Origin of the sequence: Acinetobacter sp. A47 (genome assembly GCF_000805455.1) — a bacterium.
Lineage (GTDB): Bacteria > Pseudomonadota > Gammaproteobacteria > Pseudomonadales > Moraxellaceae > Acinetobacter.
In genome coordinates, this window is the sequence record NZ_JSUS01000049.1 from 1 (window position 1) to 13,698 (window position 13,698).

A 13,698-nucleotide genomic window follows, 5' to 3' on the forward strand; every position below is an offset into this window, starting at 1 on the left:
CTTCTGCTGCTGGTTGTTCTCTGTAACCGACAAGTCAGCACGTGCAGAGAAAGAGCGTAAAGCCTTTGATGCACAGTTTGTCCGTTCAATGACAGGGATCGGTGCTTCAGGTGCATCTGACCACTAAAATGTAACTTATAAAGCTAAAGCATAATGCCAGTTGATCAACTGGCATTATGCTATCAAATATGTGCCCCAAGTTTTTGAGTTTTTATACTGATAAAACTTCTTATAAACTAAAATTAAAAGTATCTGGTTCAAAAATCATTAAAATATGGTTTGCATCATCAAGAAGCAGCAAGCGAGGCATATTCGCTGCATGGTTTTGTTTTAAAATATAATGCCGCACTTTAAGCAGGGTTTCCTGAAATAATGAAGATAAATGATAGTCGCTACCATTGTCCTCAATTTTTTTTGTGAGTGAAAGATTGCTTATTTCTATATGACTGCCGCTATTATGCAGATAGGCATTAAAAAAATATATATTATCAAAACCTTGTGCCAGATTTCGATCGGGATAAAAAGCGATAATTGGTGGAGTGGTAGAGAAATTGCCTATAGGGAAGTTTAATAAAAATTTTAACTTGTATATCTGGTTGTGAAAATAAAAATCTGATGGGTAGGTTGAATTACAGGAGGAGGAGGTAGTCTGTTTTTGATAAGACATAAAAATGGCTGTTTCCGAATTCATAAAAAACTCAATAAAATAAATTCTAATTCATTGATATGAACTTAAATCTGGTTCATATTTAAAAATTTATGCATTATGTTCAATGGCAATTGATCAAGTAAATTTTATTTTTGTTGTTTTTTATTTTTCTACTCATGGTTATATACATATTTATGACACTGTGTATTTTTTACTGTGTTAGAAATGCTGCGCAATATAAATAAAGAGCTTAAATAAATCTATTTTATTTAAATACATTTGTTTTGATTAAGGTCTCAACTGATTTAATGGCATAACCATGAGTAAAGATTTAAAATTTAAATTAGGAATTTTTTCAGCAAACTGTTCTGGTGGCATTACTCCTTCATTACTGGACGATGGATGGAAAGCGGATTGGCAAGACAACCTGGAACTGGCCCAGATGGCGGACGAAGCAGGAATCGATTTTATGTTACCTGTTGCCAGATTCATCGGGTTTGGCGGGCAAAAAGACTTTCAGGGAAAAGTACTGGAAACGATCACCTGGGCTGCGGCATTGCTGGCGAGAACTGAACGAATCCGTATTTTTACGACCTTGCATACTCCGATGAATCATCCGGTAATTGCCGCAAAGCAACTCGCAACTATGGCGCAGATAGGGGGAGACAGAATTGGCTTAAATATTGTTGCCGGATTTTATAAGGCAGAATGTGAAGCCTTGGGCGTGGAGTTACCAGATGATCATTCCATTAGATATAGATATGCTCAGGAATGGTTTGATCTCGTAAAAAAAGTCTGGAAAAGCGATAAACCATTTGACTGGAATGGAGAGTTTTTTCAGTGTAAACAAGTTTATGGTAAGCCCCGTCTGGAATCTGTTCCACCTATTTTTAATGCGGCGGGATCAAAGCAAGGGCGTGAGTTTGCCCTTAAGAACTCTGATTTTTTATTTACAACAGTTGCCCGAGACCTACAGGAATCAAAGCTTGAAATAGAACAGCTTAAACTGCAAGCCAACAAGGTGGCGCGAGACATCGAGGTGCTTACCTTTATACATATAATTTGCCGGCCTACCGAAGAAGAAGCACAAGCTGAGTGGAAACGTCAGTTAGATCATGAAGATACTGATGCTGTGGAATATATTATGCATACATTGTTTGCATATTCTCAGGCTATACAGCCAGATTTAATCAAGGATTTACGCGACCGTATTGTGACGGCTTTTGGCGGGTTTCCAATAGTCGGTACACCAGAACAAGTGGCGAATGGCATATTAAATTTACAGGCCATCGGATTTTCGGGTGCTGCTATTGCATTTCTTGATTATAAAAAAGAGTTTGCTTATTTCAGGGATCATGTTTTGCCATTATTGTACCAGAGTGATAATTAACCTTATCTAACAAATATAATGATTGAATGAGAGCGTTAGTGGCCCTATATGCTTTATATTGATATCAGCCTAAATATTTTAAATTTTAACTGAGGTGTCAGCCAAGATTTTATATCAAATCCTGTTGTCATTCGATGACAGGATTTTTTAGGAAATTGTAAAACCAGAATTTTTGTTAATTCTATTAAAAAATATTAAAGAGCGAATCGATAGGAAGGAGCTTGTAACATCAAAATAGATTTTTATTTAAATTGGAGATTAATTTTTATGGGAAAATATGTTAAGGCGGAGCAGGCACGTGCTAACTTGAAGAAAAGAAAATCGGATTACTAAAAAAATATGATGCTATACGAAGTGCAAATGAATTTTACGCGAAAAAAATTAATCCTGTTTATTTGAATTTTAATATAGGAAATACCACATAAGACGATATTGGAAAAATGATCCAAGCTGTGAATCAATTCGGTTTTGCTGTGGAGAGCAAGGAATCAGCTTCTATTCGTCATTCGTCTTTCCAAGGTACAATACTGATTCTTGATTTTTTAGGGAGCGAACTCCATGTTTTTCGGTATCCCGCTTTTAACCGGATAAAGTATTGATAGTCTTTAACCTATGATTTTATTAATAAAATTTAAATGAAGCTGATAGTTTTCATAAACCACATGGAAAAAATGTAGATCAATAAAAAAGCAATATAAATCATAAATATTTTTTTAAAAGAAATTATCTGCTTTTGATAGAGATAGCCTAGCATGCCAAAGAGCATTGCTAGAGCAATACAGAGGCCTGCCAGTATATGTTCATTACATCCCTTAACGCAGATCACATGGTTAGGGTATAAAAGGCCATAAATCGTAGGTACTAAAACCCAAGTGATAACAGCAGTGATTAAACCTAAAAATATAAAGAATAACTTTTTCAAAATAGCCGCTCGGTAAATTCTGATTTCTTAAATGATGTAAACTTATAGCCATGATTGCACAGCCATCAATTTTTAAATGCAAACCTATATGCTGTGATTACAAAAACCTTTTTGCTGTATAAGATTATCGTCAACATTATTTGATCATATAATAGCGTAAAAATTATAAGAAAATTTTGTGTCACTCAGTATTTTGATTTACAAAAAAACACATTTAGATTTTTATTGAAAAGAAATATTAACAAGCCATTTTTAATGTTTAATAAAAATATGTTTTTGGTTATATTGAGAAAAATATTTCCAATATATTTTATTGAAACTTAGGATTAAATAGAATGCAAAAACCAGCATTAAAAATTGCGACACTTATTACTTTAATGTCATTAACTCAATTCACCTGTGCCCAAGAGTTTAAGAAATATTCAGTTTCTGCTGGCTGGTTTCATATTATGCCACAAGGATCAGCAAACCCGATTAATGTGAATGCGAATATAAAAAATCCGGCTGGGCTCGCAGAAGGGATTGTGAATAGATATGGTATGGTCGACAGTTGGCAGGAACCAGAGGCAGGCCTAGAAGTTAAAAAAGTGGATAGTATTGGTTTGACATTCAATTATTATTTGAATGACAAGGTTTCACTGCAACTGATAGGGGGAATCCCGCCAAAAGTTGATCTGAAAGGAAAGGGCGATGTTTCTGCACCATTAAGTGAATTTAATTTGGCCTCTAGCCAAACTCATTATAAACAATCCATTCCTATTACCAATTTAGGTAACAGGTCTAAAGCTGCAACCGTCCGTGCATGGACACCAGCCATAGAAGTACAATACCAGTTTGGCAGAAGCGGCGTGGATAAATTTAGACCTTATTTAGGTGCCGGGTTAATGTATGCTCATTTAAATCAAATTAAACTTAATGAGGGTATCCGGTCTGACCTGATTTCTGCCGGGCATATGATGCAAAATATATTAGATCTACAAGGCGGGGCTGGCTTGGATCAAAAGGTCGCACGCAGGGATATGGCCGTCAAAATTGTGGCTGAGGATGCGATTGCTCCTGTTGTTACAGCGGGTTTTACTTATGATTTTAATGATTCATGGTATGGAATCGGGTCTGTTTCTTATGCAAAATTAAATAATCAAGCAACTATTGATGTTGTCAATAATGCGACTGGCACCCGGTTGATCCATGCTACCACTAAGATCGATATGGACCCGGTGACGACGTATTTCGGTTTAGGCTATCGTTTCTAGACAACGCTTAAATTGATTTGCCAGATAATATTGATATAAGCCCTTTAAATAGGGCTTTTTAGTATGAATTAAAGATTTTTTTCAGCAGGATAAGCAGGACTATGGATTTGTAGGGCATATCTTTAAAAAAGTATTTTGAAAGATAGAGCAAGACCGGCTATTGATGAAATGAAACAGATAATAAAAAGCAAAACCTGCTACGATCTTAAGGAAAAATATTTAGTTAGCGTGGCTTTCCACTTTTTCGGCGGGGTCGGCTTTTCTTCATGAGCAGGTTTGTGTTGATTGTTCATGATAGATTTTAAATATTCTGATGAGCTATTTCTAAACCGGGGAGAAAATGTTAAAGAAACATCATCCAGATTCATCTCTTCATAATCACGATAAATTTTATCCAGATCGTATCCTTTTTTCAAAAGCGTCTCTATCAATGATTTTAAGATGATATCTGACAAAATATAGCTGTCTATTTCATAAGTGGTAAAATAACCATTTGTCGGCTGCTCTTTTATATATATACAAGAGTTTTGGGGGCAGGTAATCTTTTCAGGGCGTTGTGATCTTAATGAATGATGAAATTTATGCTCTTGAATTGCAAAATGGGTGCCACAGATGGGGCATACGTCAAACATACTCATTTTAATACTTTCTCTTTAATCATCGGTACGTTTCTATCTTCTTCTCTAACTAAATAAAGAAAAAGAAAGAGAATAAGATAAATTCTGTTTTGAGATTATAAATGTATATTTAATTTTTTTAATGCTGGTTACATAATTTTATAAAAAAGCTTAAAAATATATAGACTGTTATTTTGTAAAAAATGATAGGTATTTTTTTGAATAATTGCTCTATTAGGTGAAGTGATAGTAGCAGAACAAGAATGATCTAATCAGTATTTTTAATGTTATTTATATGGGTTAATACAAAAAAATATAGTTTGAAATCAATTGAAAACACTGTTAACGGAATTGCTGCTTTATCTTTTGATTTATTTGGCATGAGTAAGCCTATGTCTTTAGCATTCAATATAGAACAGTTAAATTTAATAGAAAGGGCATATCAGTTTGATATTCATATAGAAATAAAAAATAAAATTTTTCAAAAGTATAAGAAGTTAATCGGAGTTCTGGTTGAGAGGGGGATGTTTAAAAATTTAGGACATTATAAAAAATTTATGCTAATGCATTATTTCTTTTATGAAAATATGCTGTGTATATTTGCTCAGCATAAGCTGGAGCAGTCAATTTCATTACAAAGATGCCGAGAAAATTTGCTGCTTTTAAAAAGAGACCTTGAGGATTTATATATTCAGCCAGATTGTATGCAGTGGCCTGCAACATTAATCTTAAATCAGTATGAGGCTTTGGGCGGGCTATATGTGGTAGAGGGGCTTAACTTATTTTCTGGTACGATCTATCAAGGGGTAAAAAATAGCTTTTGTATGTCACAACATTTTGGAGCCAGAAGTCTGGCAGGTTGTTCGATTGAAAAAACGATGTATTGGCGAGAGTTTCTGGATACTCTGGATATTTTGTCTTTTAGCAATGAAGAAAGAAAACAAATAATAAACGGGGCATTAATTACCTTTGAACAATTCCAGCACCTTGTAGCAGATTTAAATATGCTGGATTGATTCATTCTATGGATTATAAAGGTAATGTTCTCTATGGACAGGTATGATTTTTGAGTTCTATCGACAGGCTGTGTTTAATGATTTTTTATGGAGTATTTATTCTAATTTTATGTGTATCAAACTAGGTGATTATCATAATGTGATAATATGCTGTTTTTTATTTGAGGTTAAAACAGCTTTTTAAGCAGATAATATTGGTTTTTTGACCGTTTGGTATATTTTTTGTTATCTAAGCTTTTGTTTTTAAATTATTTTACATAATTTTTAAGTTATTTTTGCTGTATTGTTGGTTTTTCTTTAAAATATCAGTTTATGAGTATTTGCTTTCAATTAATTCATATATAAAACAATAGGTTAAAAGAAATTCTAAATGTAATTGTTTGTAATCTTAATTCTAATGCAGTTTTTGTTATAAGTTTATGAATTTTAAGTATAAAGATAAATTGAGGTTGTTTTTTATAGATTTTCTATATACACAAGTTATATAAAAAGAAAAGAATTGAAAACAGTGTTAATGAGCGTAGTTTCATAATTTTAACACCACAATTAATTGGCCTAACGTGTATTATCTTGAAAAAAGTCTCAGTAAAAATATATTTTTGATTGGAGATTTTTTTTGCATTTTAAAAATGTTGGAGTCTGATTTGGATTTTTTGGTTTTTAAAATACTTTAGGTAGTATGCTGGCACATTTAATATATGATAGAGGGTTAAATATTCAGTGGTTAAAATAGTCACAACTTGTGGTTTTTAATGTGAATATTTTTTTGAACTGCGGCACACATCTAGAGAAATGCAAATGTCTACTCAGTATGAAATATTTAATAATACAAGAAAAGTTGTTATCAATAAAATTAGAATGAGTATTGATGATCGGCAGTGGAGTGAAAATATAAAATTTGTTGAATTATTAAAAGAAACGATTATAAAACATCCTGTAAATACACATCCCATGATTGACCGGTTAGACAGCGGTGTGGTGAATAAAGAAAGTCTGGCAAAAATAAATCTAGAGTACAGACATGCAATTGCGCAGATATTTACAGACGCCTTGCTGATGGCCCAATATCAGGCAAGACATCTTGAGCAAAGGTTGGCGCCTGGTGCAAAAAGCTATCCAAGATTTATATTGGGTCTGAAGGTTTTTGATGAATTCAAGTTTAATGCCAATAGTTTAAATGATCTGGCTAATCCTGAGCAGGGTTATTACCCTTTATTTGAAAAAATTCTGGATAAGCTGGATGTCGGAAGTATTGCAAGAAAAGTATATATGCCTTCTAAAGCGGCTAAAAAAGTTAGGCATTATTTGGAAGACAGTTTTTATGATTATACCTCGACTATCGCATTATTGGCTGTTGTTGAGGTGATGGCCATGTCATTTAGAAAATCTTTATACAACGCTTTTAATGCTCTACAGCTTAATGTGGATGAGTTGTGCAAAGATAAACTCATTAATAATGTTTATGCCTTGGATCAAGATCAGGAAAATGATTTGTGGCTGGCTTTGGCTCAGGCTTGTACAAAGGAGGAGTTTATAAGTATTTATGAATTGTGCCTGAAGTATTGTGAGCTCTGGGAAAAATTTTGGGATGTGCAGCTTGATCATGCCAAGTAGTATTTGAAATTTAAGATATTTTTATTTGATTTTAAGTTATAAGTTTAAGAGTGTAATTGGGTTGTATGAATTTTATTAGTGAATATAAATTTGAGTTAAATGCAAATAGTAATTTTCAAATTGATATGATGTGTGATTCGATTGATTTCTTTAAGGTGATTTTAGAGTTTAACTGGTATCACGAATCAAATAATAAGATTTATATGCTGGAAAGTAGTTTTTTTGAAAATGTAGGCAGGGTTGATCATGCGTATGCCATAGCTAAAGAATTAATTGATTTGCTAAATGGTTATGCGCAGTTTACAAGTCATTATAATATAATCCGCCCAGTTGTGATTAAAAAGTGCTATATCAATGATAGTGTAAGAAATATTGATTTTAAAACCATCCGGCCACAAAACTATATCTTACAGGTTTTGGGAAATGGTAATGATATAAAAGTTGAAAAAAGTCTGTTGAAGAAAAGTCTTTTTCATACTTTGACGCATATTGCTAAACATAATACCACTGTATATTGCTTGATGAAGTTTTGCAGCCTGCCGATTAGCTGGTCTAGTCTGCATAAGATTTTTGAAACTTTAAAATCAGCCTATGTGAGTGATTACGCTGCATGTCCCTGGTCTGAAGAGGATGCCTGGGAGTTACTTGTCAAGCCGTCAAACAAGTATGACATCTTGGGGCTGGATGCCCAGCAGGGCTATGATGGAGAATATATTGGTATTTCGTTTGATGAAAGCAATAATTCGGTTGCACTGATGAAAGCTAGAAACTGGTTAATGCCTCTGGTTAATAAGTATATGACAGATATTTCGCAAAAATTTTTTGAAGAGCAGTAAAAATATTTGAAGGGATCGCAATTCACTGCTCGGGTGGGTTGCTCTCCTTCATCGGGAGGGTTTCCTGCAATTGGCTGTTCCATCGCAGATCTTGTTTAGAAAATGTCTTTTGACAGAAACAGGGGGCGAAATTAATCCGCAGCGCTGCTACATCCTGTTAATATTTTTTAGGGTCGTGCTGATTATTTTAACCCCTGCCGGTTTAATTCCTCGATAAATAAATATCCGATTTTTAAGTATAGTTCGGTAAAGGTTTTAAAGCGCATGCTACAGTGTTCATTCATTGCATAGCTTTGTTCACTGGTTTCCACAGCCCCCAGTATTTTTGCGACTGCTTTTCCTTTTCTATATATTATTCCATCTTTTACAGCACTGATTGTATATCCGTTATTTCGCATAAATACAGAAAACGGGAAAATCAAAGGGTCAGGAATACGTTTTACCATACGATTTACTTCAGGCTTTATTCGGCAGTAATCAATCATCATTGGGTTATCTGGAGTGGCAAAAATAAATACACAAAAATACGGTCAATAAATAAGTTGTAGAAATTTATCAAGTTTGGCCGGTGATTTAAACAATAGCGCAATGCAACCGGTAAGCTCTAACATCCATGAAAAGTTACAACTCATTTAATTAAACTTGGGCAGCTATTTATGCATTTCATGCCTCTTTACATTGTTATGTTATGTTTTGTTTATTTTATTCTTGTTTTCTGGGGGGCTTGCAGCTTAAAAACGGTATTTAAACGGTCTGGTGTTTCGATGAAAACTTAAATGAATTTTGATGTGACCTTAATAATATGCGATACATAGAAACAGCCCTATAAAACTGCCAAGAAATGCCTGTTCATGATAAGGACATTTCTTGTGCCGTATAGAAGACTGCTTTAATCTATTAATTTATTTTTTAGGGTGTTTTTTTCCCTGTCAAATGCTGGAATCATCTTGATATCGGGTGGTAAAAAACCAAGCATGCATTCATCAGCCAATTCATCCGGAATTTGTTCCCATTCTTCAAAGGGGGTTGATGAAACTTTCTGGAAAAGACTGTTTGCAAACTCCCTGTTAATAGCCTGATCTGTGCGCATTTTACTTTTTGCTTGCCCAAGCGTTAAGCCATTTTGAAATTTTTCAATAATCCCTTCGCTATCTGAGCGCAGGGCATTGCAATAGCCTTCCCATTCGTATTCGAGTTTGCTTTGCGACTTGCTAATAAACTCGGCCAGTTCTTTTCCGGCAGCGTCGAATAGATAGAGATTATCTCCATCAAGTTTATAGCTTCTCGTTGTTTCAATCATTTTTTGAAACTGAGGTGTAATGCTATATGAAGAAAGTTCTTTACCTTTATGAAATTCGATCAGTTTAAACTTTATTTTTCGACCATTTTTGACCATGAAGGCAGAGTAATAGTAGGGATGTGCATAACCGGAAATGCTATCTGTTTCCAGATTTATCTTTAAGGTTGGGGCAGGTGCCGGGTCACCGTTAATGACCGTATTTCCTATTTTTTTCAATACGAACTGATGGTTGCATGATGAGTAAGCCTGGTCAGGGCAGAGTTCAAAATTCTCTTCTTCATTGAGTTCGGCAGCCGAGAGAGGATGGTATCCTTGCGGGGTGATCTCCTTGGTCGAGCAACCGTATAAAATAGTAAGGCAGAATAAGGGCAGTAGAAGCTTAATCATTTAAAAACAGCGGTGCAAAATTTAAGAGCGGGAATCATAGGTCCCATCTCAAAATTACAAATGAGAATTGTTTTCATGTTTTGTAAGTGGAAGGGTAATTCAATGTAAATTTTTATCTTTTTTAGTAATATTTAGGCTGTTATTTCTCTTAGACTGCATGGAAATCCGATGTCCGTGATGCGGTCTTATCCAGATGAAATGTCATTAAATCATTAGGTTCACTTTGGTAAAGAACAGATTTTTAGCTGATGATGAAGCCTTATGGCTTGGATTAGAGCCCGGATTGACTTCGCTGAAGCATTAAAAAATATAAAAAAGGTTGGGTAGAAGCGGGCGCTAGACAGGTGTTTTAGCCTGACTTGTTTCAGCTTGAAGTAACTTGCAGCCGCAAGAAAGTAGATCATCAATACGGGCAACTGACCGGCCACCAAATTGGGTTTTTGGATCGCCTGTAATAATGGTGGCAACACGATCGTGTTTTAGGCAGGTCGCTTCATCACCAATACAGGCGATAGCTTTGCCGTTAATTAAAAAATTGTGATTACCGGTGAGGACTTTTCCTCCTCCTGTTGTGGGGCAGCCAACCACAATATACTGTTTTGCCATAAAGGTTTTACGCGTTGTGCAGTGATAAGCCGGCTAAATCCAAAGATTGCCTGGCCTAAATGGGAAATAAAAAATGACTACCCAGACCGATCAAGATAGCCACCCACCATAAAGTGAAAATATGTGATTAACGGAGTTGTATATTAATCACGTGATGAATACTGCAATTCCATGCTGATTTACATTGTTACTCTTTCGTCTGCTTTCTATTGATCTTTTGTATACATACAAGTCTGTATTGTTGGCTTGATCCGCACTTTTAAACAATCAATTTGAATGTTAAATGTACAGTATATAAGGGGAGCTGATGTAATGAATGGTGCATCAGATAACTTTTTATTTATTGTGTTTGAAAATAGGAGTTTATTTTTATTTAAAATAAAAAAATTATAATAAGAATTATATTGATATTAAAAAACGAAATTTTGACTAAAATGGTTGGTTTAAAGTTAAATGTTTGGATTTAAATAAAATAATTATTAATGTGTATGTTTTGTTCATTGCATAAGCTGTCTGGTAAGCTACAGTAAAAATATTGGTTTTAATAATATTAAATAATAAAGTAATTTATTTAATTATTCTGCATGAAAATAATAGCGGACTCTTGTTTATTATTCAAATTAAAAAATAGAATTTCAAAGCAGGGTTTTACACTGTTGTTATAATGTTTTTTAAATACATCTTTTGAGGGTGGTTTGTTTTTTTTGGTTGGTTTTTATATGATGAATTTTACATACTATTCTGTATGTTTAATAAAGCTCAGAAAAATATTTTAAAAGATATTTTTTCAAGATGGTGCGCTAAATAATGAATAATCAATTTGAAAATCTCCTGACTAAATATAAAGGGGAAGGCCCTTATCTTTATATTGATAACCAAGTTATGATTGATGCGGCTTCCGGAACATTTAATCTGCCCTTAGGTTATACCCACCCAAGATTAAATGAAAAACTTAAACAGCAAATCGACCGTTGTGCACATTTGAGTTCTAGCTATACCCATCAAATGTCACAGGAAATATTAAAAAAGTTATTGCCTTATCTGCCCGCCGAAATTAACCGGATGTGGTTGCGTGATGTATCTGGCTCTGGTGCCGTGGAATGTGCAATTCGTATGGCCCAGAAAGCCACCGGGCGTTCGGGGGTGATCACGCTCTACATGGCACATCATGGACAGTCACTGGCTACGGCACAGATTTCAGGTAATGCATTTAGAATCCGGGATTTTAAAGTCGTTATACCCGGCTCATTAAAAATCCCTGTGCCTTCGAATATAGAAAACCAGAGTGATGATTATGATATGGATAAATATATTGATCTAGATCAATTACTCGAGTTCGGTTCAAATAATAATATTGCATGTCTGATTATTGAACCTGTTTTAGGGAATGGTGGAAATATTGTTATTCCACAAGAGTTTTACCGTTATATCCGGGACTTTTGTGACCGGCATAATATTGTGCTTGTTGCAGATGAAGTTCAAACCGGTTTTGGGCGTACCGGTACATTATTCGCTTCAAATGGTTATGCCAAGTCTTTGAATCCAGATATTATCGTTTTTGCAAAAGGTGCCGGGGGGATTGGTATACCTATTGGTGGGGTACTGATGAAAGAGAAAATGGATGTATTGGAGGCTTTTGAACATTCAAGTACATCCGGTGCCAACCCGCTTTCTTTGACGGCTTTAAATGAAACGATTTCAATTATTGAAGACGAAAAAATTTTAGATAATGTCCAGACGAATGAAAAATATTTAAGAGAGGGTTTATTCAGCCTGCAAGATAAATATCCAGAAATCAGTAATGTTCGTGGTTTGGGTTATATGTTTGGATTTGATACACCATCTCCTGCTTTTGCAGCCCAATGCATCGAAATGGCAGCAAGTTTCGGTCTGATTATTCGTGGGGCTCGTTATGGGAAAAGCGCCACATTGAAAGTACGGCCACCATTGATTTGTCATCGCGCTCATATAGATGAGATTGTGAGCAAACTCGATAAAACCTTTGAAGCATTAACACGTACACAGACTCAGGCGATTGCATAATGAAAGCATTAAAATATTTTGATCAATGGCACGTAGATTTGGTAGACACGCATGAGCTGGACTGTATCGAGGCTGATGATGTAATCGTAAATATTCAGGTATGTGGTATTTGTGGTACAGATGTCGGGATTATCAGTGGGGATTATCCTGTTGCTCATGCCGGTGTAACCCTGGGGCATGAAACTGCCGGTATTGTATCCCGGGTGGGTACCGGGGTAACCGCTTTTAAGGTGGGAGACCGTGTTGTGATTAACCCGACCTATTCATGTCAGAAATGCCGGATGTGCCAGATCGGCAATTTCAATCACTGTGAAGATAAAGACGGGACCGAAGCTGGCGTTTCTTACGATGGCGCGTTTGCCGAGCAATATCGTGCTAAAGAAAATTTCTTGATCAAGCTGGACGATCATGTATCTTTTGCTGCCGCATCATTAACAGAACCTTTAAGCTGTGCAATTACGGGGGGCGACAAGCTTGCGATTCGCCACACCAATATTCGCGCTGCCGTAATTGGTGCGGGGCCTATGGGGATGCTTTACCTCTGGGTGCTGCATAGAAGAGGTGTTAATGCCTTTATGGTTGAAAAAAATGAATACCGTTTTGATTTTGCACGTGACAATCTGCCACCATCGACCTCAATTTATCATGACTTTGATGAGGCTATGCATGCAGAATATGCAGAGCCAGCGCCTCAAATTGATCTGGTTGTAGATACCACCGGATATCTGACCGAAACGGTAATGGCTTGTCTTGCGCCTGGTGGCAAGCTATTAAATATTGCCCTAAAAGATAAAAAAGCGACTGTTGATGTGCTAAAGATCGCCGATAAAAGCTTATCGATTCAGGGCTCTATTGATTCGCTAAATAATAGTTTTGAACGTGCCTATGCCATGATTCGGGATGGCGAGATTCCGGTAGAGCAGTTGATCAGCCATGAATTTTCCATTTCTGAATATGAAAAGGCTTTTCAGCTGGTCGGGTGTCATATTGCTGAAGAAAAGTTAACGCCACCGCAAAATGCAAATTGCAAAGTCTTAATGCGTATGACAGAACAGGGGTAATCGC

13 protein-coding genes are annotated in these 13,698 nt (G+C 35.5%); 8 read left to right on the plus strand and 5 right to left on the minus strand.

Going from position 1 to position 13,698, the window contains the following annotated elements; all coding sequences use genetic code 11:
* Positions 1-127, plus strand: a 127-nt coding sequence (locus tag OC23_RS19475; RefSeq protein ID WP_227505553.1) for a hypothetical protein, incomplete at its 5' end; no start/stop codon positions are given.
* Between the two features lie 102 nt (positions 128-229).
* Here the strand turns inward: OC23_RS19475 and OC23_RS11440 are convergent.
* Positions 230-691 carry a hypothetical protein gene (locus tag OC23_RS11440; RefSeq protein ID WP_038344952.1) on the minus strand — a complete coding sequence of 154 codons (462 nt, stop codon included), beginning with the start codon at positions 689-691 and terminating at the stop codon, positions 230-232.
* 277 nt (positions 692-968) lie between these two features.
* Between OC23_RS11440 and OC23_RS11445 the strand changes: the two genes are divergently transcribed.
* Both OC23_RS11445 and OC23_RS11455 read left to right on the plus strand, forming a co-directional pair.
* Positions 969-2,039: an LLM class flavin-dependent oxidoreductase gene (locus tag OC23_RS11445; protein ID WP_038344954.1), complete on the plus strand. Its 1,071-nt coding sequence runs from the start codon at positions 969-971 to the stop codon at positions 2,037-2,039.
* Between the two features lie 1,257 nt (positions 2,040-3,296).
* Complete coding sequence (locus OC23_RS11455; protein WP_038344956.1) at positions 3,297-4,214, plus strand: OmpW/AlkL family protein; 918 nt, start codon at positions 3,297-3,299, stop codon at positions 4,212-4,214.
* A 197-nt stretch (positions 4,215-4,411) separates the two neighbouring features.
* Here the strand turns inward: OC23_RS11455 and OC23_RS11460 are convergent, their stop codons facing one another.
* Entirely contained in the window at positions 4,412-4,852 is a 441-nt protein-coding gene (locus OC23_RS11460; protein WP_038344958.1) for a hypothetical protein, read from the minus strand.
* A 299-nt stretch (positions 4,853-5,151) separates the two neighbouring features.
* On the opposite strand from OC23_RS11460, the gene OC23_RS11465 reads away from it, so the two are divergent.
* The 3 genes from OC23_RS11465 (at position 5,152) to OC23_RS11475 (ending at position 8,297) form a co-directional block, all read left to right on the plus strand.
* On the plus strand, positions 5,152-5,847 hold the full coding sequence (locus OC23_RS11465; protein WP_161792288.1) for a biliverdin-producing heme oxygenase: 696 nt from the start codon (positions 5,152-5,154) through the stop codon (positions 5,845-5,847).
* Positions 5,848-6,645: 798 nt separating this feature from the next.
* On the plus strand, positions 6,646-7,461 hold the full coding sequence (locus OC23_RS11470) for a hypothetical protein (protein ID WP_038344960.1): 816 nt from the start codon (positions 6,646-6,648) through the stop codon (positions 7,459-7,461).
* Between the two features lie 65 nt (positions 7,462-7,526).
* The gene (locus OC23_RS11475) at positions 7,527-8,297 is read left to right on the plus strand and encodes a hypothetical protein (protein WP_038344961.1); all 771 of its coding nucleotides are present in this window, start codon (positions 7,527-7,529) and stop codon (positions 8,295-8,297) included.
* A gap of 182 nt (positions 8,298-8,479) precedes the next feature.
* On the opposite strand, the gene OC23_RS11480 is transcribed toward OC23_RS11475, so the two are convergent.
* From OC23_RS11480 to OC23_RS11490, 3 genes are all read right to left on the minus strand, one after another.
* Entirely contained in the window at positions 8,480-8,785 is a 306-nt protein-coding gene (locus OC23_RS11480; RefSeq protein ID WP_227505551.1) for a hypothetical protein, read from the minus strand.
* A 401-nt stretch (positions 8,786-9,186) separates the two neighbouring features.
* Positions 9,187-9,984 (minus strand): hypothetical protein, encoded by a 798-nt coding sequence (locus OC23_RS11485; protein WP_038344962.1) that lies wholly within the window; start codon positions 9,982-9,984, stop codon positions 9,187-9,189.
* Positions 9,985-10,320: 336 nt separating this feature from the next.
* Positions 10,321-10,590 carry a PAAR domain-containing protein gene (locus tag OC23_RS11490; protein ID WP_038344963.1) on the minus strand — a complete coding sequence of 90 codons (270 nt, stop codon included), beginning with the start codon at positions 10,588-10,590 and terminating at the stop codon, positions 10,321-10,323.
* 807 nt (positions 10,591-11,397) lie between these two features.
* Between OC23_RS11490 and OC23_RS11495 the strand changes: the two genes are divergently transcribed.
* Positions 11,398-12,633, plus strand: coding sequence for an aspartate aminotransferase family protein (locus OC23_RS11495; protein ID WP_038344964.1), 1,236 nt, complete (start codon positions 11,398-11,400; stop codon positions 12,631-12,633).
* Positions 12,633-13,694, plus strand: coding sequence for a zinc-dependent alcohol dehydrogenase (locus OC23_RS11500; RefSeq protein ID WP_038344965.1), 1,062 nt, complete (start codon positions 12,633-12,635; stop codon positions 13,692-13,694). Before OC23_RS11495 ends, OC23_RS11500 begins: the two co-directional genes overlap by 1 nt.
* The last annotated feature ends 4 nt before the right edge of the window (positions 13,695-13,698 follow it).

Bases quoted from the DNA above. Each gene is read 5' to 3' on its own strand.
- OC23_RS11460 (WP_038344958.1), bottom strand. From the start codon at position 4,852: ATGAGTATGTTTGACGTATGCCCCATCTGTGGCACCCATTTTGCAATT.
- OC23_RS11495 (WP_038344964.1), top strand. From the start codon at position 11,398: ATGAATAATCAATTTGAAAATCTCCTGACTAAATATAAAGGGGAAGGC.
- OC23_RS11455 (WP_038344956.1), top strand. From the start codon at position 3,297: ATGCAAAAACCAGCATTAAAAATTGCGACACTTATTACTTTAATGTCA.
- OC23_RS11440 (WP_038344952.1), bottom strand. From the start codon at position 691: ATGAATTCGGAAACAGCCATTTTTATGTCTTATCAAAAACAGACTACC.
- OC23_RS11480 (WP_227505551.1), bottom strand. From the start codon at position 8,785: ATGATGATTGATTACTGCCGAATAAAGCCTGAAGTAAATCGTATGGTA.
- OC23_RS11500 (WP_038344965.1), top strand. From the start codon at position 12,633: ATGAAAGCATTAAAATATTTTGATCAATGGCACGTAGATTTGGTAGAC.
- OC23_RS11490 (WP_038344963.1), bottom strand. From the start codon at position 10,590: ATGGCAAAACAGTATATTGTGGTTGGCTGCCCCACAACAGGAGGAGGA.
- OC23_RS11475 (WP_038344961.1), top strand. From the start codon at position 7,527: ATGAATTTTATTAGTGAATATAAATTTGAGTTAAATGCAAATAGTAAT.
- OC23_RS11485 (WP_038344962.1), bottom strand. From the start codon at position 9,984: ATGATTAAGCTTCTACTGCCCTTATTCTGCCTTACTATTTTATACGGT.
- OC23_RS11470 (WP_038344960.1), top strand. From the start codon at position 6,646: ATGTCTACTCAGTATGAAATATTTAATAATACAAGAAAAGTTGTTATC.
- OC23_RS11445 (WP_038344954.1), top strand. From the start codon at position 969: ATGAGTAAAGATTTAAAATTTAAATTAGGAATTTTTTCAGCAAACTGT.